The organism is Rhizobium centroccidentale, from assembly GCF_030182565.1.
GTDB lineage: Bacteria > Pseudomonadota > Alphaproteobacteria > Rhizobiales > Rhizobiaceae > Rhizobium.
This window is the reverse complement of record NZ_JAQJCG010000010.1, coordinates 105,213-125,119: the sequence shown is the minus strand read 5'-3', so window position 1 is coordinate 125,119 and position 19,907 is coordinate 105,213. Positions and strand designations below refer to the sequence as shown.

The following is a 19,907-nucleotide window of genomic DNA, read 5'->3' as shown; positions in this document are numbered from 1 at the left end:
CCATGCGGGCTCACCGAGTCGGCGTATGTTGTGCCAGATTTGAAAGACGCAAGAGTTTGAAAGCAGCCGAGCAGAGGTCCGATGCACCGAAGATCGATGATGCGCCCGAGGGCGCAGGCCATCGCTATCGGCTGGAGGGCAATTGGCGCAGCGCCAATGTGCACGGCGTGCTGCGCCAGATCGAGCAGCTGTCCAAGCGCAGTTCCGGCGGCGAAGTCGTGATCGATCTTTCCGGTCTTTCCGACGTCGATACGGCGGGCGCGCTGCTGATCCGCCGGCTGAAGGAAAGCCAGGAAGCGCATAAGGCCCATGTCACGATCGAGGGCTCCAATCCGCATATCGATGAATTGCTGACCGCCTTCGACGCGCATCCGGATGATGAGGCGGCCGCTGCAAAACCGAGGACATCATTGGCGGAGCGCATATTGGCGCCCATCGGCAAAACCGTCTACGAGATCTGGGGCAATCTCGTCGCCGCCATGTATATTCTGGGTTCCGCCGTGCGCGGCGCACAGCTCAAATTCGGCCGCGGCAGTGGTGTTTCGCCGGCGTCGATCATCAATCAGATCGACCACATGGCGGTGCGCGCCGTTCCGATCATCCTGCTGATGTCGTCGCTGATCGGCGCGATCATCGCTCAGCAGGGTGCTTTCCAGCTGCGCTATTTCGGCGCGGAAATCTTCGTGGTCGATCTCGTCGGCATCCTGCAATTGCGCGAAATCGGCGTGCTTCTGACCGCGATCATGATCGCCGGCCGTTCCGGCAGCGCGATTACGGCCGAAATCGGCTCCATGAAGATGCGCGAGGAGGTGGATGCGCTGAAGGTCATGGGTCTCAATCCCATCGGTGTCCTGATTTTCCCCCGGCTGGTGGCGTTGACGGTCGCTCTACCGCTGCTGACCGTTATTGCCAATTTCGCCGCGCTTTTCGGTGCTGCCGTGGTGTCCTGGGCATATTCCGGCATCACCTTTGCGACCTTCATCTCGCGACTGCACGAGGCCGTCAGCCTCTCGACGGTCATTTCGGGCATGATCAAGGCGCCGTTCATGGCGCTGGTTATCGGCATCGTCGCGGCGGTCGAAGGATTGAAGGTGGGAGGCAGTGCCGAGTCTCTCGGTCAGCATGTGACGTCATCGGTGGTGAAGTCGATCTTCGTCGTTATCCTCATGGACGGGCTCTTCGCCATGTTCTATGCGGCAATCGATTTCTGAGGGACGATAACGATGAGCGCGCTTCACTCGGAAATCCCGTTGGAAAAGGATGAGCAGGGCAGGGACATCGTGCTGTCGGCACGGGATGTCACCGTCGGCTTTGGATCGAAAATCGTCCTCGACAAACTGAACCTGAATATCTATCGCGGCGAGATCCTCGGTTTCGTCGGTGCTTCCGGCGCGGGTAAGTCCGTGCTGCTGCGCACTGTGCTGCGGCTGTTGCCGCGCCGCTCGGGCAAGATCGAGATCCTCGGCGAAGATTACGACAAGCTCGACGAAGAGGACCGCAACCGCCTGGACATGCGGCTCGGCGTCCTCTTCCAGCAAGGTGCGCTGTTTTCCTCACTAACGGTCAAGGAAAACATCCAGGTGCCGATGCGGGAATATCTGGACCTGCCCAAGGAGATGATGGACGAGCTGGCGCTGATGAAGATCCGCATGGTAGGTCTCGCCGCTGACGCCGCCGACAAATATCCTTCCGAACTTTCCGGCGGCATGATCAAGCGCGCGGCGCTTGCCAGAGCCCTGGCGCTCGACCCCGATCTCGTTTTCCTCGATGAGCCGACATCGGGTCTCGATCCGATCGGTGCGTCGGAATTCGACGAACTGATCGCCAAGCTGCGCGACACGCTCGGCCTGACCGTTTATATGGTGACTCACGACCTCGATAGCCTGTTTTCCGTCTGTGACCGTATTGCTGTCCTCGGACAGAAGCGGGTATTGGTGGAAGGTACGGTTGAGGACATGCTCGCCTGTGATGATCCCTGGGTGCAATCCTATTTCAGGGGCAAACGCGCACGTTCGATCGTGCCGCGCGAGGACATCAAGGGGCACAACGACGACAAAGGCGCAAGCGCCCACAGCCGCGAGAAGTGACTGGAGACAATGGAAACCAAAGCCAATTATACGATCGTTGGGTTCTTCACGCTGCTCGTCATCGCGGCTGCCTTCGGTTTCGTCTACTGGATGGCCGAGTATGGCCGCGGCGGCCCGATGGTCGAGCTTGTCGTGCGCATTCCCGGTTCGGCAAATGGTTTGAGCGTCGGCTCGCCGGTTCGCTTCAACGGTATTCAGGTCGGCTCTGTGCAGGGTCTGTCGATCGATGCCGATGATCCGAATTATTCGCTTGCCTTCACGCAGGTACGTGCCGATGCACCGGTCTATACCTCGACCAAGGCCATTCTTGAGATCCAGGGTCTGACGGGAGCTGCCTATATCGAGCTTTCCGGCGGACGCAACGGCGACGAGAATATCTTGAAGCGTTCGATCGATACAGGTAAGCGGGCGGTGTTGCTTGCGGATCAATCGAGCGTGACCAATCTGTTGACGACGGCCGACAAGATCCTGAACCGCGCCAATGATACGATCGGTGACATTCAGGGCTTCGTCTCGGATTCGCGTGGGCCATTGACGGATACTGTGCGCAATGCGCAGAAATTCTCGAAGGCCATCGCCGACAATTCCGACAATATCGATAAGTTCCTGGCAAGCGTCGGGCAGCTGTCCGATACCTTCAAGACAGTTTCGGTCCGCGTCGACTCGACGCTGGATGCGATCGAAAAGCTGGTGCGCGCGGTCGATGCGCAGAAGGTCAACGACGTCATTGCCAATGCCGACAAGATCACGGCCAATGTCGCCGACGCGACGACCGACCTGAAGGCGACGATTGCGAGCTTCAAGCAGACAGCCGACACCTACACGACGTTCGGCCAGAATGCTCAAAAGACGCTTGACCGCGTCGATGCGATCGTCGCGCAGATTGATCCGGCCAAGATCAAGGGATCGGTTGACGATATTGCCGACGTGACGAAACAGGCGCGTACGGCGGTCGCATCGATCCGTGACGTCGCCAATTCCGTTGCCGCGCATCAGCAGGATATCGACCAGACAATCGCCAATGCCCGCGACATCTCCACCAAGCTCAACGCGGCGTCCGGCAAGGTCGACGGGATCCTGACCAAGGTCAATTCCCTGCTCGGCGATGACAGTACGAAATCGCTGTTCGCAGAAGCCAAGGACACGCTCGAATCCTTCAAGAAGATGGCGGACAATCTCAATTCCCGCATCGGTCCGATCGCCGACAACTTGCAGAAATTTTCCAGCAGCGGCTTGCGCGATGCCCAGACCCTCATCAACGACATGCGGGGCACGGTTGACAACCTGAATAGTACAATCACTAATTTCGACCGCAATCCGCAGCGATTGATCTTCGGCGGGGATACGGTCAAAACTTATGACGGCCGCGCGCGGCATTGATGAATAGCGATATCTGGTCTCCAGGGGATAAGCGAAATATGGTCGGTTGCGTGTCGAGTGAGCGTCATCAGGTGTGGAAAGCTGTGATCGCGTTGCCGTTGCTCGCAGCTTTGCTGGGAGGCTGTGGGACCTCCTCCAACAACGATACCTACGATCTTTCCGCGTCGGCAAAGGCGAATGGACCTTCGGTCAAAAGCCGCCAGATTCTCATCCCGCCGCCGACCGCGCTGCAGGCGCTGGACAGCAATCAGATCGTCATTCGCGTCTCGCCCTCGGAAATTCAATATCTCGGCAAATCGCAATGGAGCGACAAGCTGAGCAAGATGGTGCAATCGAAACTGGTCGAAGCCTTCGAAAACACCGGCAAGCTCGGCGGTGTCGGCGTGCCAGGGCAGGGGCTTGCGATCGACTATCAGGTCGTCACCGATATCCGCTCCTTCGAGATCAATGCGTCCGGCGGCCACAAGACGGCAATCGTCGAAATTTCGGAAAAGATCCTGAACGATCGCACCGGCACGGTGAAGGCCCAGAACGTGTTCCGGAAGGTCGTGCCGGTCAGCGGCGGCAGCAATCCTGATTTCGTGCGGGCGCTCGATGCCGCGTTTGCCGGTGTGACAGGCGAACTGGTCGATTGGACGTTGCGCTCGCTGTAAGGGCGATCAGCGCTCCATCAATTCCTTCAGTGTCTTCAGATCGTGCATGACATGCGCGGCATCGGCCGCGAATTGCGCTGCCTCCATGCCTGGCAGCTGGAGTACAGTGAACATGACCTCGCAACCGTCACCGTTCGGTACGACGCGCAAGGCATTGTAGACCTGCAGATCGGATTTCAGCGTCACCCAATGATCGATAACGCCGAAGTCATTGCGAGGCGCGAAGCGCACACGTGCAGTGCCGAGGGCGCCTTCGGCGATCCAGTCATTCCCATCCTGCGTCAATCCGGATGCAAGGCCCGAGGCCCAGAAAGGCATGTTTTCCGGACGGCTGGCGTAGTCGTAGACCTCCCGCCAGTCGCGATCGATGGAGATATGCACGATCTTCGCATTCATGGTCGACATGGTGTTTTCCGCCTCTATATCACCGTCAAGGGACTGAGACCGGCTGAACAAGCCAGGGTTCCCACGTGAATGAATCGCCAATTCGGCAACATTGTTGCACAGTCCTGCAAAGGGAACGATTCACGGCTTTCGAAGGCTTGCCGTTTTCCGTCCGGAGTGCAACAACAGCCCCAACGCAGGGCTGCCGCCCGTCGCGCCGAGCGTCGGCGGCATTGCGTCACATCGGATGTTGCTGCGTCTTCAGGGTGGGCTGGGCGCAGTGAACGACTCATTGGAGGATTGTCGTGGAAAAGGCAGAAATCGGGCTGATCGGTCTCGCGGTGATGGGATCGAATCTGGCGCTCAACATCGCTGAAAAAGGCAACAAGATCGCGGTGTTCAACCGTACACCTCAGGTGACGGACGAATTCTATGCGAATGCCGGCGCGCTCAAGGACAAGATCATTCCCTGCAAGACGATCGAGGAATTCGTCGAGGCGATCCGCCCGCCGCGGCCGATCATCATCATGATCAAGGCCGGCGAGCCGGTCGACCAGCAGATGGCGGCCTTGCAGCCCTATCTCGACAAGGGCGACATCATGATCGATGCCGGCAACGCCAATTTCCGCGACACGATCTCCCGCTTCGACCGCCTCAAGGACACCGGCCTGACCTTCATCGGCATGGGCGTGTCCGGCGGCGAGGAAGGTGCGCGCCACGGCCCGTCGATCATGGTCGGCGGCACGGAAGACTCCTACAAGCGCGTCGAGAAGGTGCTGACCTCGATCGCTGCGAAATACAACGACGATCCATGCGTTGCCTGGCTCGGCAATGACGGCGCCGGCCATTTCGTCAAGACCATCCATAACGGCATCGAATATGCCGACATGCAGATGATCGCCGAAATCTATGGCATCCTGCGTGACGGTCTCGGCAAGAGCGCGGCCGAGATCAGCTCGATCTTCGGCGAATGGAACAAGGGGCGCCTCAACTCCTACCTCATCGAGATCACCGAAAAGGTTCTTGCCGCGAAAGACCCGGCAACCGGCAGCGCCATGCCTGACGTCATCCTCGACAAGGCTGGCCAGAAGGGCACCGGCAAGTGGTCTGCCATTGAGGCGCAGAACATGGGTATTCCGGCGACGGCGATCGAGGCTGCCGTTGCAGCCCGCAGCCTCTCGGCCATCAAGAGCCAGCGCGAAGCGGCCGAGAAGATTTTCGGCACGCCGGACTACAAGTTCCCGATCGCCTTCGGCCCCGACTTGCTGAAGGATTTGGAACTGGCCCTCTTCGCCGCCAAGATCGGCGCCTACGCGCAGGGTTTTGCCGTCATGGCCGAGGCCTCGAAGGAGTTCAACTGGTCGCTGCCGATGCCCGTCATCGCGAAAATCTGGCGTGCCGGCTGCATCATCCGTTCGCAGTTCCTAGACGAAATCACCAGCGCCTTCACCAAGACCCCGGATGCGGCGAACCTGATCGTCACCCCGGCCTTTGCCGAGATGGTCAAGGAATCGATTCCGTCGCTGCGCCGCATCGTTTCGGCTGCGACAGCGTCCGGCCTCCCGGTTCCCGCACTCGCTTCGGCGCTGACCTATTTCGATGCCTATCGTCAGGCGCGCGGCACCGCCAACCTGATCCAGGCCCAGCGCGACTTCTTCGGCGCGCACGGTTTCGATCGTGTCGACGGTAAGGACATCCATCACGGCCCATGGGGCAGTGGCGCTCAGGGCTGACGGGTTACTATCGCTTCAATAAGGAAAGCTCGCCGGACCCGTTCGATGAGCTTTTTCCGTTGCCAGCTCGTCTGGCCAGACGGGCGGGCTGATGCTTTGCAGCAGTTCCGGTTCCACACCGTCGATACGGGCGATGACCGCCTTGGCGAGTTCGCGGCCAGCATGGCGGAAATCCTCCGATACCGTGATGATCTCGGGCCTGATCCAACTGAGGACGTCGGTCGATTGCTTGGCGACCATGTCGATATCGCGACCCAGGCGGAGGCCGGCTGCCTCGATGCCGGCGTTGACGGCAATCGCGCCGCCGCTGCTGGAGCAAACGATCCCGTCAGGTGCATGCGGTGAGCGCATCAGCGCCTCGACCGTATCCTTGATATCGGCAAGCGCGTTGTCGGTGGTGATCCTGAGCGGGATTTCCTCGGCACCATATTGGTGCAAGCCGGTTTGGAAACCGATGCGGGTGTGCGAATAATAGGTCAGCTTGCTGGACGGCTGCAGCAACGCCAGGCGGCGCCGACCTCTTGCGACCAGTGCCCGCACGGCCTCATGCGCGAAGGCCTCGTTGTCGAAGTCATGAAAGGGGTGGATGATGCCCATATCCGTCCGCCCATGCGTTGAGAAAGGCATGCCGCGTTCATGCATGAGCTCGACGCGCGGATCATCCGGCTCCGTACGCGATATGATGACGCCATCGGCCGAGCCGGTGTCGAGAATGTAGCGCACCGGCACCAATGGGTCCTTGCTGTGCGAATGCGGCGTGATGACCAGGTGATATTGCGTGCCGGCGAGAACTTCGGAAATGCCGAAGACGATGTGGCTGGTAAAGCCCATGATTTCTTCGTCGATGCTCAGCACCAGGGCGATCACATTGGTCTTGCCGGTTCTCAGGCGCACGCCCGCGCGGTTCGGTTGATAACCCAGCTGCCGGGCAACCATGCGCACCCGCTCCTTGGTCTCGGCGCCGATATCGGGGGCATCCTTCAATGCGCGAGAAACGGTGGTGATCCCTAACCCCGTCATGAAGGCGATTGTTTTCAATGTCGGCCGTTCGGGAGTGGATGGCGCTCCGCTCCCGGACATTTTCTTATTATCCATTTCGCTCACGCTTGCCTCCCGGCCGCCTCCCGCAGCCAATCCGCTTATATTGCCCACTTGCCCGCCGCAAGCATAGACGCCATGCGGTTTCGCCAATGCAATGAGAAAAACTGTAACGATACAGTTGAAAAGTCGAGCCTTATTTTGACGATGATTTTCATGTCCATTCCCTTGGTTGTATTCATGATCCTTGTCTCGAAAATTGAGCTGGCCAAGATTATGCGCGATGGCTGGACGAGTATGGTCTTTGGATAAATAGTTTTATATCAATTAGTTATAAGAGTTATCCAGGTTTTCTGAAGACCGGTGTCGCGATGGAATGAAGTTATCTTCCACAGGCGATATGTAATCAGTGATTGTATATTCGGGCGGTCATAAAAAATTTGTGGCCAAGCGGTTGCGTGTCGAAAATGATTCGACTACGTTTTTCCGGCAACGTTTCAGTGAGGGAGGAGAACTCATGAATATTCGTTTGATGGCTGCCGCTTTGCTCGCATCTGTCGCGATTCCCGCTTTCTCAGCAAATGCGACCGATCTCGAGGTAACGCATTGGTGGACATCGGGCGGCGAAGCAGCTGCCGTGAAGGTTCTGGCTGATCAGTACAACGCGCTTGGCAACAATCACTGGGTCGACGGCGCCATCGCCGGGTCCGGTTCCACGGCAACGCCGCTGATCGTCAGCCGCATCCTGGGCGGCAATCCCATGGGCGCAACGCAGCTCAACACGGGCCGCGACGCCGAAGAGCTCGTCAAGGCCGGCCTGATGACCGATCTGACCGATCTTGCCGAGAAGGAACACTGGAAGGACATCATTCGCCCGGCCAGCCTTCTCAATTCCTGCACCTATGAAGGCCGCATCTATTGCGTGCCGCTCAACATCCATTCCTGGCAGTGGATGTGGGTTAACCGTCACGTTTTCGAAGACAATGGCATGAAAGTCCCGGCCAACTGGGATGAATTCGTGGCCGATGCGCCGAAGCTGCGCGAGAAGGGCATCACTCCGCTTGCGACCGGCGCTCCTTGGCAGGTCGACGGCATCCGCAATGTCATGCAGATCGGCATCGGCGGCAAGGAAACCTATCTGGCGATCTATCAGAAGAAAGACGCAGACGCTGTGAAGAGCCCCGAAAACCGCAAGGTCTGGGACGCTTTCTCGCAGGCTCGCGATCTGGTCGATGAAAGCTATTCCGGCCGCGACTGGAACGTCGCTACCAATATGGTCATCACAGGCAAGGCTGCCGCGCAGATCATGGGCGACTGGGCCCAGGGCGAGTTTGGCGTTGCCAAGCAGGTTGCCGGCAAGGACTATGATTGCCTTCCGGGCCTCGGCTTCCATGGCCTGCTCGATACCGGTGGTGATAGCTTCTACTTCCCAAAGAACAGCAATCCCGACATCACCAAGGCGCAGCTCGAACTTGCGAGCATGCTGGTTTCCAAGGAAACCCAGGTCAAGTTCAACCTCGCCAAGGGGTCGCTGCCGGTGCGTGGCGATATCGATCTGAGCGCGGCCAGCAGTTGCATGAAGAAGGGTCTGGAGATCCTGAAGAATCCGGACAACGTGGTGCCGGGCGTCACTCAGCTGATCGACCCGGATACGCGCGGCCAGATGACCGATCTCGGACTGCAATTCTTCTCGTCGAAGATGACCGTGGATGAGGCGATCGAAAAGCAGGCCGCCATCTTCAAGCAGGCGCAGTAAGCAAGACGACCATCTATCAATCGCGATGGCCGGCATCGGGGCGGGCGAGGGATCTCGCCTGTCCTGTGCAGGTCACCAACGGAGGTATCGATGGCTAACGCTGTCCGGCCACTGGGTCTGTTCCGCAACCTTAATGCGAAGATCGCCGCCATTCCGATGGTGCTGACGGTGATCGTCGTCTTCGTCGGTTGCACGCTCTGGACCGTCATCTATTCGTTCACAGATTCAAGGCTGCTGCCGAGCTCCAATTTTGTCGGTCTGGCGCAGTATCAGCGCCTGTGGGGCACCGATCGCTGGAACATCTCGATCGGCAATCTTGCGACATACGGCATTCTCAGCCTGGTTTTCGCTTTCGTCGTCGGCTTCTTTCTCGCCGTGCTGATGGACCAGAAAATCCGCTTCGAGAATACGTTCCGAACCATTTTCCTTTATCCTTTCGCTCTGTCCTTCATCGTGACCGGCCTCGTCTGGCAGTGGATCCTCGATCCTGCGCTCGGGTTGCCGAAGCTGATGCAGGATATGGGCTTTACGTGGTTTAATTTCGCGCTGCTCGGCAATCAGAAGACCGTGCTTTATGCGCTCGTCATTGCCGGCCTCTGGCAGGGCACCGGCCTCGTCATGGTGCTGATGCTGGCAGGCCTGAGGGGGATTGACGGCGAAATCTGGAAGGCGTCGCGCGTTGACGGCATTCCAGCCTGGCGGACCTATATCTTCGTCGTCATTCCGATGATGCGCGGCGTCTTCGTCACCACGCTCGTCATCGTCGCTTCGGGCATCGTGCGCGTCTACGATCTCGTTGTCGCCATGACATCAGGCGGGCCGGGCTTCGCGTCCGAAATGCCGGCCAAATATGTCTATGACTTCATGTTCCAGCGCTCCAATCTCGGTCAGGCGCTTTCCGCCTCCACCGTCATGCTGGTGACCGTGTTCATCTTCGTCGTGCCGTGGGCTCTCATCGAGTTCCGCCAGAAGCGTCGGTAAGGGAGGAAACCATGGCACTTGCCGCTACCATCGAACCTTCGGGCACCAAGCCCAGGCGCCGCTTTGCCCCGCGCACGATCATGCTCTATGGCATTCTCGGGCTGGCCGCGCTCTACTATCTCCTGCCGCTCTATGTGATGGTCGTCACTTCGCTCAAGGGCATGCCGGAAATCCGCATGGGCAATATCTTTGCTCCGCCCATGGAGATCACCTTCGAGCCTTGGGTGAAAGCCTGGTCGCAAGCCTGCACCGGCCTTTACTGCCACGGCATCCAGGTCGGCTTCTGGAATTCGGTGAAGATCCTCGTTCCGAGCGTCATCGTCTCGATCGCCATCGCGTCGGTCAACGGCTATGCGCTCGCCAACTGGCGCTTCAAGGGATCGGAGATCTTCTTCACGATCCTGCTGTTCGGCGCCTTCATTCCCTATCAGGTCATGCTCTATCCGCTCGTCATGGTGCTACGCGAGCTTGGGCTGTTCTCGACGCTCGGCGGCATCGTCCTCGTGCACACGATCTTCGGCATGCCGATCAACACGCTGTTGTTCCGTAACTACTTCGCCTCGCTTCCGCCTGAACTCTTCAAGGCGGCGCGCGTCGATGGCGCGGGCTTCTGGCAGATCTTCCTGCGCATCATGCTGCCCATGTCGCTGCCGATCTTCGTCGTCGGCATGATCATCCAGATCACCGGCATCTGGAACGACTTTCTGTTCGGCGTCATTTTCGCCGGCACGCAGAACTATCCGATGACCGTGCAGCTGAACAACGTCGTCAACGCCGTGCAGGGTGTCAAGGAATACAACGTCAACATGGCCGCAACGCTGCTGACCGGCGCGGTGCCGCTTATCGTCTATTTCGTGTCCGGGCGGCTCTTCGTCCGCGGCATCGCCGCCGGTGCAGTGAAGGGGTGATCCATGAACAGTAGCGTTTCCATCAAAGACCTTTCGCTGAATTTCGGTGCGGTCAACGTTCTGAAAAATCTCAATCTCGAGATCAACGACGGCGAGTTCCTGGTGCTTCTCGGTTCGTCGGGCTGCGGCAAGTCGACCTTGCTGAACTGCATTGCCGGCCTACTCGATATCAGCGAGGGACAGATCTTCATCAAGGGCAAGAACGTCACCTGGGAAGAGCCCAAGGACCGCGGCATCGGCATGGTGTTCCAGTCCTATGCGCTCTATCCGCAGATGTCGGTCGAGAAGAACCTCTCCTTCGGCCTGCGCGTCGCCAAGGTGCCGCAGGACGAGATCAACAAGCGCATTGCTCGGGCCGCCGAGATCCTGCAGATCGAGCCGCTGCTGAAGCGCAAGCCGGCCGAGCTTTCCGGCGGCCAGCGTCAGCGCGTCGCGATCGGCCGTGCCCTGGTGCGCGATGTCGACGTCTTCCTCTTCGACGAGCCGCTGTCGAACCTCGATGCCAAGCTGCGCTCGGAGCTGCGTGTGGAAATCAAGCGGCTGCACCAGTCGCTGAAGAATACGATGATCTACGTCACCCACGACCAGATCGAGGCGCTGACGCTTGCCGACCGCATCGCGATCATGAAGAACGGCGTCATCATGCAGCTCGACGACCCAACGACGATCTATAACGCGCCGCGCAATCTCTTCGTCGCCGGTTTCATCGGGTCGCCATCGATGAACTTTCTCAAGGGCGAGCTGGTCAACCGCGAAGGCAAGGTCGTATTCGCGACCAACGACGTGCTGTTCTCTCTGGATGGCTACAAGGCCGGCGAGGCGTTGCAGGCCGGCCGCAAGGTCGTGCTCGGCGTTCGTCCCGAGCACATCAAGGTCAATGAAGCCACCGCCCCCGGCGCGGAGGTTCACGATGCCACGGTGGATATCGAGGAGCCGATGGGCGCCGATAATCTGCTGTGGCTGAAGCATGCCGGCCATACGATGTCGGTTCGCGTCAACGGTGCCCGGCGCTTTGGCCCCGGTTCAGCCGTAAAGCTTAGCTTTGATATGTCTCTCGCATCGCTCTTTGATGCGCAGACAGAACTCAGAATATGATCCCATGCCCGGAGGCGGTCTGGCCGCCTCCTTCTTTGCAGCGGTCCGGGGAGGTCCGATGTCGTCTTCGATCAATGATAATCTTGCCATCGATCTCGTCGGTTCGTGGAGGCTGACCTCTCCCGACAGCGATCATTCTCTCTCCATGTCTCTGCCCGGTGATATCCATTCCGCGCTATATGCGGAAGGGCTTATTCCCGATCCCTATTTCGCACGCAACGAAGAAGTCGTGCAGTGGGTCGCCCAGCAGGATTGGGAGCTGACGCGCAGCTTCACGCTCGATGATATCGGCGGCGACTGGTATCTCGATATCGACTATCTCGATACCGTCGCCAGCATCTATGTCAACGATACGCTCGTGTTGGAAGCCAACAACTGCTTCCAGCGCTATCGCCCTGATGTTTCGAAGGCGCTGAAGACAGGCGAAAATACCATTCGCATCGTCCTGCATTCGAGCATTTCGGCTGGCGCTGCCCTTCAGGCGAAACAGCCTTTCTACATTCCCTACAGCACCGGCAATTCCCCGATCCCGAACGGCAACATGCTGCGCAAGCCGCAATGCCATTTCGGCTGGGACTGGAACATCGCGATCGCGCCCCTCGGTCTCTACGGCACCATCGCGCTGAAGAAGCTCGAGATCGCCCGTATCGAGAATATCGTCACGCAACAGATTCACAATGACGACGGCTCGGTCGACCTCAAGGTGACGGTAGCGCTATTTGCCAAGGGAACGGGGATTACGCAGCTCTATTTCTCGCTCGACGACGAGCGTGTGCGCCTCGATGTCGGCGTCAATGCCGGCGAGACCTCAATCACCCACTTCTTCCACATCGACAAGCCCAGGCTCTGGTGGCCGGCCGGCAATGGCGAGCAAGCACTTTATGCTTTGTCCGTGGAAACCAATTTCGAAACCGTCACGCGGCAGATTGGCCTTCGTACGGTTGAGCTCATCACCACAGAAGATGAAGCGGGCAACCGTTTCGCCTTGAAGGTCAACGGTCGCGAGATCTTTGCCCGCGGGGCCAACTGGATTCCGGCCGACGCGCTGTTTTCACGCTCCAACCCGGCGGCGACCGAGGATCTGCTGCAATCGGCCGCCGCCGCCAATATGAATGCGATCCGCGTATGGGGCGGCGGCTTCTACGAGCATGATTGGTTCTACGACACCTGCGACCGCTTGGGGCTGATGGTGTGGCAGGACTTCATGTTCGCCTGCAATCTCTATCCGTCGACGGGTGATTTCCTCGAGAATGTCGAGGAGGAGGTCGGCTATCAGGTTCGCCGGCTTGCGACGCATCCATCCATCGTTCTCTGGTGCGGCGACAATGAGCTGGTGGGCGCGCTCACCTGGTTCGAGGAGTCCCGTAAAGATCGGGATCGCTATCTCGTCTCCTACGATCGCCTGAACAGGACGATCGAGACGGCTATGAAGAAGGCGCTGCCGGATGCGATCTGGTGGCCGTCGAGCCCGGCTTCGGGCTATCTCAATTTCGGCGATGCGTGGCATGCCGATGGCTCCGGCGACATGCATTACTGGTCGGTCTGGCACGAGAACAAGTCCTTTGACAATTATCGTTCCGTGCGGCCGCGCTTCTGCTCGGAATTCGGCTTCCAGTCCTACACCTCGCTGCCCGTCATCAAGACCTATGCCGAGGCGAAGGATATGAACATCGCTTCTCCGGTCATGGAACTGCACCAGAAGAATGCCGGCGGCAACGAGCGCATCGCCGGCACGATGTTCCGCTATTTCCGCTTTCCGAAGGATTTCCCGAATTTCGTCTATCTGAGCCAGGTCCAGCAGGGTCTCGCCATCAAGACGGCCGTGGAATATTGGCGGTCGTTGAAGCCGCATTGCATGGGCACGATCTACTGGCAGCTCAACGACACCTGGCCCGTCGCCTCGTGGTCCAGTCTCGATTACGGCGGCCGCTGGAAGGTGATGCACTATCTGGTGCGGCGCTTCTTCCAGCCCGTATCGGTCGCGGCAATTCCCTCCGAAGACAACAAGACGATCCGCTTTTCCCTGGTCAACGATACGAACGCCGATGTCACGGCCGATATCTCCGTCTCGCTGTTGAAGCTCAATGGCGAGCGCGTGCCGCTGACGACGGCGCATGCCGTGTGCACGCCGGATGCCGCCGTCACGGCATTGTCGATCGATGCGGATCAGATACCGGCGGATTGCCTGCTGGCATGGCGTTTCACCGCATCGAACGGCATGGGCGGCGAGGGGCATTATGTCCACGGTACCTACAAGGCGCTCGAGCTTCAGCCCGCCGGACTGACGGTTCTGCGGGAGGAGAAAGAGGAGAACGGGACGGTGGAACTCACTATCACCGCAAAGGGACTTGCGTTGTTCGTGATGATCGAGAGCGAGGTCGAGGGGCGTTATTCCGACAACGCTTTCGATCTTGCCGCCGGCGAAAGCCGCCGCATCGTCTTCACGCCGGCCAAGCCCGTTGCGGGCGGCGTTCCTGCGTTCCGCATCTATGATTTGCAATCCAGCCAGTCGGTGGACAGCTAGCCGGTGGCCAGCAACCGACGGATTGAGCTATCGCGCCGCAGTGGCGGCGCTTTCGGGGCCACAAGCCCAAGACAGACGGCCCGGAGGCCATTGGAGGACTATCGATGACGAAACTTGGATTTCAGCTTTATAGCGCCCGCAATTTCCAGCCCTATTCGGAGATCTTCGTCAAGCTCGGCAAGGCCGGCTATGCCGAAGTCGAGGGTTTTGGCGGCATCTATGCCGATCTCGACGAGACTGGCCTCAAGAACCTGCGCGCCGAACTCGACAAGAACGGCCTGCGGATGGCAAGCGGCCATTTCAGCCCGGATTTCCTCGACGGGGAAGTGCAGAAGTCGCTGACCATCGCCAAGACCCTCGGCATGGATTCGATCTATGCGCCGCATATCGGCGCCGATCAGCGCCCGAGCGATGCGGCCGGCTGGCGCGCATTCGGCAAGCGCCTGCATGAAATGAGCAAGCCCTACAAGGATGAGGGCTTCGAATTCGGCTGGCACAACCACGACTTCGAATTTGTCAAGCAGGCCGACGGCTCGCTGCCGATCGAGCAGATCTTCGAAGGTGCTCCGGATATTTCCTGGGAAGCCGATATCGCCTGGGTCATCCGTGGCGGCGGCGATCCCTTCGCCTGGATCGAAAAGCTCGGTCCGCGCATCACCGCCGTTCATGTCAAGGACATTGCGCCGGCGGGCGAGAACAAGAATGAAGATGGCTGGGCCGACGTTGGTCATGGCACGGTTCCGTGGGCAAAGCTGCTCAAGGCGCTCGCCGGCACAAAGGCCAAGCACTTCGTCGTCGAACATGACAATCCGAGCGATGTCGATCGCCTGATCACACGCTCCATCGCATCCTTCAAGAGCTTTTGAGGCATTTCCACATGGCTAAGGAACTTGGCGTCGGCATCATCGGATGCGGCAACATCTCAACCACCTATTTCTCGCTCGCACCGCTCTTCAAGGGGCTGAAGGTACTGGCCTGCGCGGACATCAATATGGAAGCGGCGCGTGCGCGCGCCGAGGAATACAAGGTCAAGGCCCAGACCATCGACGAGCTGCTTGCCAATGACGAGCTCGACGTCATCGTCAATCTGACCATTCCGGATGCGCATTTCCCGGTTTCCAAGCGCATCCTCGAAGCCGGCAAGCACGTCTACTCCGAAAAGCCGCTGGTGCTGACGCTGGAGCAGGGCGAGGAGCTGCGTCGCATCGCCAAGGAGAAGGGGCTGGCCGTCGGCTGCGCTCCCGATACCTTCCTCGGCGGCGCCCATCAGCTCGCTCGCAAGTTCATTGATGACGGCGGTATCGGTCGCGTCACCTCTGGCTCATGCCATGTGATGAGCCCGGGCATGGAAATGTGGCATCCGAACCCGGACTTCTTCTTCCTGCCCGGCGGCGGCCCGATCCTCGACCTCGGCCCGTACTACGTCGCGAACCTCATCAACCTGATCGGACCGGTGAAGCGTGTGGGTGCGATGACCTCCATGGCATCGCCGACCCGCACGATCACCAGCCAGCTGCGCAATGGCGAGATCATCCCGGTGAAGACGCCGACGACGATCCAGGCACTGCTCGAATTCGTCAGTGGCGCCCGGATTACGCTGACGGCGAGCTGGGATGTGTGGTCGCACCGACATGCCAATATGGAGCTCTATGGCACCGAGGGTTCGCTCTACGTGCCCGATCCGAACTTCTTCGGCGGCACCGTCGAGGCAAGCGGCCGCGACAAGGACATCAAGCCGTTGGAAAACTGGGCGCATCCCTTTGGCATCGCCAACCAGGAAAGCCCGAGCGGCGCGCGCGCCAACTATCGCACGGCCGGGCTTGCCGATATGGCGGCATCGCTGATCGACGGCCGCGATGCGCGTTGCTCGCTCGACCGCACTTTGCACGGCGTCGACGTCATGACCTCGATCCTGAAGTCTGGCGAGGAGGGCCGCTTCATCGATCTCAGTACGACCTGCACGCAGCCAGCGGCCCTCGGCATCGAAGAGGCACAAGCGCTCTTGAAGTAAGCGCGGGAAGAGCTAGTTTGCGCGCGGGTGACCAACCCGCGCGCTTTTCATCTCGAAGGAATTCCATCATGGCCTGGCAACCGGCATCCGATCGTTATTCAAAAATGAAATACAACAGGACCGGCCGTTCCGGTCTCAAACTGCCGGCGGTTTCGCTGGGGCTCTGGCATAATTTCGGCGGCGACACGCCGCATGACCGTAAGGTCGACATGTGCCGTACGGCCTTCGACCTCGGCATCACCCATTTCGACCTTGCCAATAATTACGGACCGCCTCCCGGCAGCGCCGAGACCGCGTTCGGTGAGATCCTGCGTACCGATTTCGCAGGGCTGCGCGACGAGCTCATCATCTCCTCCAAGGCCGGCTACGACATGTGGCCGGGTCCCTATGGCGAGTGGGGCAGCCGCAAGTATCTGATCGCCTCCTGCGACCAGAGCCTGAAGCGCATGGGCCTCGACTATGTCGATATCTTCTATTCGCACCGCTTCGATCCGGATACGCCGCTGGAGGAGACCTGCGGCGCGCTCGACCATATCGTCCGTTCGGGCAGGGCGCTCTATGTCGGTATTTCCTCCTACAACTCGCAGCGCACGCGTGAGGCTGCCGCCATCCTTAGGGAACTCGGCACGCCATGCCTGATCCATCAGCCGAGCTACTCCATGCTCAACCGCTGGGTCGAGGAAGACGGTCTGGTGGATACGCTCGAAGAACTCGGTATCGGCTCTATCGTCTTCTCGCCGTTGGCGCAGGGCATGCTCTCGACCAAGTATCTCGGCGGTATTCCGGACGACAGCCGCGCGGCGCAGAACCACTTCCTGAAGCGCGACTTCATCCGTCCATCTATCATCGACAATATAAGAAAGCTCAACGAGATCGCCGAGAAGCGCGGCCAGACGCTGGCGCAGATGGCGATCGCTTGGGTTCTGCGCGGCGGCCGCGTCACCTCTGCGCTGATCGGCGCGAGCCGTTCGTCGCAGATCGTCGATTGCGTCAAGGCGCTCGATAATCTCGACTTCACCGCCGAAGAGCTGAAGCAGATCGATGTCTATGCCAAGGAGGCCGACATCAATCTCTGGGCCAAGTCGGCCGAACGCGATTAATCATCCTAAAACGCTCGGAACTGGTTTCCGGGCGTTTTTCTTATTGCCGCTTGCCGTGGTCTCCGGAGGAGAGAGTTCATGATCCGCAATCCGATCCTGCCGGGTTTCAACCCCGACCCGTCCATCTGCCGCGTCGGCGAGGACTATTATATCGCCACTTCGACATTCGAATGGTATCCGGGCGTGCAGATCCATCATTCGCGCGATCTCGTGAACTGGACGCTCGTAAGGCGGCCGCTGGAGCGCGCTTCGCAGCTCGACATGCGCGGCGAACCCGATAGCTGCGGCATCTGGGCGCCTTGCCTCTCCTATGCGGATGGGCGGTTCTGGCTCGTCTATACCGACGTCAAGCGCTATGATGGCAACTTCAAGGACGCTCATAATTACATCGTGACTTCGCCGACCATCGAAGGCGAATGGTCCGAGCCGGCTTATGTGAACTCCTCCGGTTTCGATCCATCCCTGTTGCACGACGACGATGGCCGCAAGTGGTTCGTCAACATGCAATGGAACCATCGCACGCAGAGCTATGGCGGCTCGCCGAAGTCGCCGGCCTTCGACGGTATTCTGCTGCAGCAATGGGATCCGGCGACGAAATCCTTGAAGGGACCGATCAGGAACATCTTTGCCGGCACGGAGCTGGGACTGGTCGAAGGGCCGCATCTCTTCAAGCGTAACGGCTTTTATTATCTGACCACGGCGGAAGGCGGCACCGGCTATGATCATGCCGTGACCATGGCGCGCTCCCGCGACATTGCCGGGCCATACGAACTGCATCCGAATAAATACCTGATTACGTCGAAGGACCATCCGGAAGCGGCATTGCAGCGCGCCGGCCACGGACAATATGTCGAGACGCATGACGGACAGTTCTATCATACGCATCTTTGCGGGCGGCCTCTGCCTCCGCATCGCCGCTGCACGCTCGGTCGGGAGACCGCCCTGCAGAAATGCGTCTGGAAAGAGGACGGCTGGCTCTATCTTGAAAATGGCACCAGCATTCCCGATGTCGAGGTCGCTGGTCTGAACGGCGCCCAGCGCATCGAAAAGCCACGCCGCAGCGGCTATAATTTCGACGAGGGCAGGCTGCCGATGGATTTCCAGTGGCTGCGTACGCCGCAGCCGGAACGCATCTTCAGCGTGACGGAGCGGCGCGGCCATTTGCGGCTTTTTGCCCGCGAAAGCATCGGTTCCTGGTTCGAGCAGGCGCTCGTCGCCCGCCGTCAGGAACATCACAGTTTCCGCGCCGAAACGGTCGTCGATTTCCAGCCCGATACCTATCAGCAGGTTGCTGGTCTCACCCATTACTACAATCGCTTCAAACTGCATGCCGTTGCCGTGACCTTGCATGAGAAGCTCGGCCGCTGCGTCACTATCATGACCTGCCCGGGGGACTATCCGAACGGTCGCCTGAGTTTTCCGATCGAGGGCGGCGTCGCCGTGCCGGACGGGCGGATCCAGCTTGCCATGGAGGTGCGGGACAACGACCTGCAGTTCTTCTGGCAAGCGGAAGGCATGGGCGCATGGCAGGCGATCGGGCCTGTCCTCGACGCCGGTGTCATCTCGGATGAGGGCGGGCGAGGCGAGCACGGCTCCTTCACCGGTGCTTTCGTCGGCATGTTTGCCTTCGATACCTCGGGGCGGGCGAAGACAGCGGATTTCGACTGGTTCAACTACGATGAGCTGTAAGCTTACTGGCGATATGGGCGCCTGGCCGAAGCAATCACGTCCATTACGGAATTGTAATTCGACTGTCAGACTCGTTTCATGTCTGTCACGATAAGTTCGCGTGCAGAGTCTGAAATGAGGAAACAACCAATGAGAAAAATCTTCACTGTCCTTCTTGCTGCATCTATTCTCGGGATGCCGCTGGCGGCGGCAGCGCAGGTCAAGCCTGCTCCCGCCGGCAAGCAGACTGTTGTTCAGAAAGAGGTGGTGAAGAAGAAGGTCGTCATCCGCAAGGGCGGCTGGGTCAAGGGGCGTCGCCTGTCGGCTTCCGACCGCCGCCGCGCAACGGAAATAGACTATCGCGTCTATCAGCTGTCCACGCCCCCGCGCGGCTATCACTGGGTTCGCCTCAAGAACAATTTCCTCCTTGTGGGTATTACCAGCGGTTTGATCTCGAAGGTACATGAGGCGCGATAAGTCGGGCGGAGCTGCTGCCAAACAAAGCAAGGGCGGCTGAGCCGCCCATTTTCATGCCATAAAATCCAAGAAATACCTTGAATCAAAATCCCCGGCATTTCTGCCGAGGATC

Annotated in this window: 17 protein-coding genes; 15 read left to right on the top strand and 2 right to left on the bottom strand. The window is 59.4% G+C overall.

From position 1 onward, the window contains the following. Positions 1-2: 2 nt before the first annotated feature. The 4 genes from PH562_RS15425 to PH562_RS15410 are packed head-to-tail and all read left to right on the top strand — an operon-like array spanning position 3 to position 4,120. On the top strand, positions 3-1,211 hold the full coding sequence (locus tag PH562_RS15425) for an ABC transporter permease (protein ID WP_285173976.1): 1,209 nt from the start codon (positions 3-5) through the stop codon (positions 1,209-1,211). Between the two features lie 12 nt (positions 1,212-1,223). Next, the gene (locus tag PH562_RS15420; protein ID WP_285173974.1) at positions 1,224-2,087 is read left to right on the top strand and encodes an ABC transporter ATP-binding protein; all 864 of its coding nucleotides are present in this window, start codon (positions 1,224-1,226) and stop codon (positions 2,085-2,087) included. 9 nt (positions 2,088-2,096) lie between these two features. Beyond that, entirely contained in the window at positions 2,097-3,467 is a 1,371-nt protein-coding gene (locus tag PH562_RS15415) for an MlaD family protein (protein ID WP_095435055.1), read from the top strand. A 38-nt stretch (positions 3,468-3,505) separates the two neighbouring features. Beyond that, positions 3,506-4,120, top strand: a complete 615-nt coding sequence (locus PH562_RS15410; RefSeq protein WP_285173972.1) for an ABC-type transport auxiliary lipoprotein family protein — start codon at positions 3,506-3,508, stop codon at positions 4,118-4,120. 6 nt (positions 4,121-4,126) lie between these two features. On the opposite strand, the gene PH562_RS15405 is transcribed toward PH562_RS15410, so the two are convergent. Beyond that, positions 4,127-4,525 (bottom strand): SRPBCC family protein, encoded by a 399-nt coding sequence (locus PH562_RS15405; RefSeq protein ID WP_285173970.1) that lies wholly within the window; start codon positions 4,523-4,525, stop codon positions 4,127-4,129. Between the two features lie 284 nt (positions 4,526-4,809). Here PH562_RS15405 and gndA point away from each other — a divergent pair, with 284 nt between their 5' ends. Further along, positions 4,810-6,237, top strand: coding sequence for an NADP-dependent phosphogluconate dehydrogenase (gene gndA / locus PH562_RS15400; RefSeq protein ID WP_285173969.1), 1,428 nt, complete (start codon positions 4,810-4,812; stop codon positions 6,235-6,237). Positions 6,238-6,252: 15 nt separating this feature from the next. On the opposite strand, the gene PH562_RS15395 is transcribed toward gndA, so the two are convergent. Beyond that, positions 6,253-7,332 carry a LacI family transcriptional regulator gene (locus tag PH562_RS15395; RefSeq protein WP_285174057.1) on the bottom strand — a complete coding sequence of 360 codons (1,080 nt, stop codon included), beginning with the start codon at positions 7,330-7,332 and terminating at the stop codon, positions 6,253-6,255. 460 nt (positions 7,333-7,792) lie between these two features. Here PH562_RS15395 and PH562_RS15390 point away from each other — a divergent pair, with 460 nt between their 5' ends. The 10 genes from PH562_RS15390 (at position 7,793) to PH562_RS15345 (ending at position 19,795) form a co-directional block, all read left to right on the top strand. After that, positions 7,793-9,031, top strand: coding sequence for an ABC transporter substrate-binding protein (locus PH562_RS15390; protein WP_113229724.1), 1,239 nt, complete (start codon positions 7,793-7,795; stop codon positions 9,029-9,031). Between the two features lie 90 nt (positions 9,032-9,121). Next, a complete protein-coding gene (locus PH562_RS15385) occupies positions 9,122-10,012 on the top strand; it encodes a carbohydrate ABC transporter permease (RefSeq protein WP_113229725.1) in 891 nt (296 codons plus the stop codon). Positions 10,013-10,023: 11 nt separating this feature from the next. Further along, positions 10,024-10,920, top strand: a complete 897-nt coding sequence (locus PH562_RS15380; protein ID WP_069613050.1) for a carbohydrate ABC transporter permease — start codon at positions 10,024-10,026, stop codon at positions 10,918-10,920. 3 nt (positions 10,921-10,923) lie between these two features. Then, complete coding sequence (locus PH562_RS15375) at positions 10,924-12,015, top strand: ABC transporter ATP-binding protein (RefSeq protein WP_113229726.1); 1,092 nt, start codon at positions 10,924-10,926, stop codon at positions 12,013-12,015. Between the two features lie 58 nt (positions 12,016-12,073). Then, on the top strand, positions 12,074-14,539 hold the full coding sequence (locus PH562_RS15370) for a beta-mannosidase (RefSeq protein WP_285173966.1): 2,466 nt from the start codon (positions 12,074-12,076) through the stop codon (positions 14,537-14,539). Positions 14,540-14,643: 104 nt separating this feature from the next. Then, positions 14,644-15,405 carry a sugar phosphate isomerase/epimerase family protein gene (locus PH562_RS15365; RefSeq protein WP_285173965.1) on the top strand — a complete coding sequence of 254 codons (762 nt, stop codon included), beginning with the start codon at positions 14,644-14,646 and terminating at the stop codon, positions 15,403-15,405. A gap of 11 nt (positions 15,406-15,416) precedes the next feature. Next, positions 15,417-16,550, top strand: a complete 1,134-nt coding sequence (locus tag PH562_RS15360) for a Gfo/Idh/MocA family protein (RefSeq protein ID WP_285173964.1) — start codon at positions 15,417-15,419, stop codon at positions 16,548-16,550. A gap of 68 nt (positions 16,551-16,618) precedes the next feature. Continuing rightward, complete coding sequence (gene mgrA / locus PH562_RS15355) at positions 16,619-17,650, top strand: L-glyceraldehyde 3-phosphate reductase (protein WP_113408007.1); 1,032 nt, start codon at positions 16,619-16,621, stop codon at positions 17,648-17,650. Positions 17,651-17,728: 78 nt separating this feature from the next. Next, the gene (locus tag PH562_RS15350) at positions 17,729-19,339 is read left to right on the top strand and encodes a glycoside hydrolase family 43 protein (RefSeq protein ID WP_285173961.1); all 1,611 of its coding nucleotides are present in this window, start codon (positions 17,729-17,731) and stop codon (positions 19,337-19,339) included. Between the two features lie 129 nt (positions 19,340-19,468). Then, positions 19,469-19,795 carry an RcnB family protein gene (locus tag PH562_RS15345; protein ID WP_113229732.1) on the top strand — a complete coding sequence of 109 codons (327 nt, stop codon included), beginning with the start codon at positions 19,469-19,471 and terminating at the stop codon, positions 19,793-19,795. Positions 19,796-19,907: the final 112 nt, after the last annotated feature.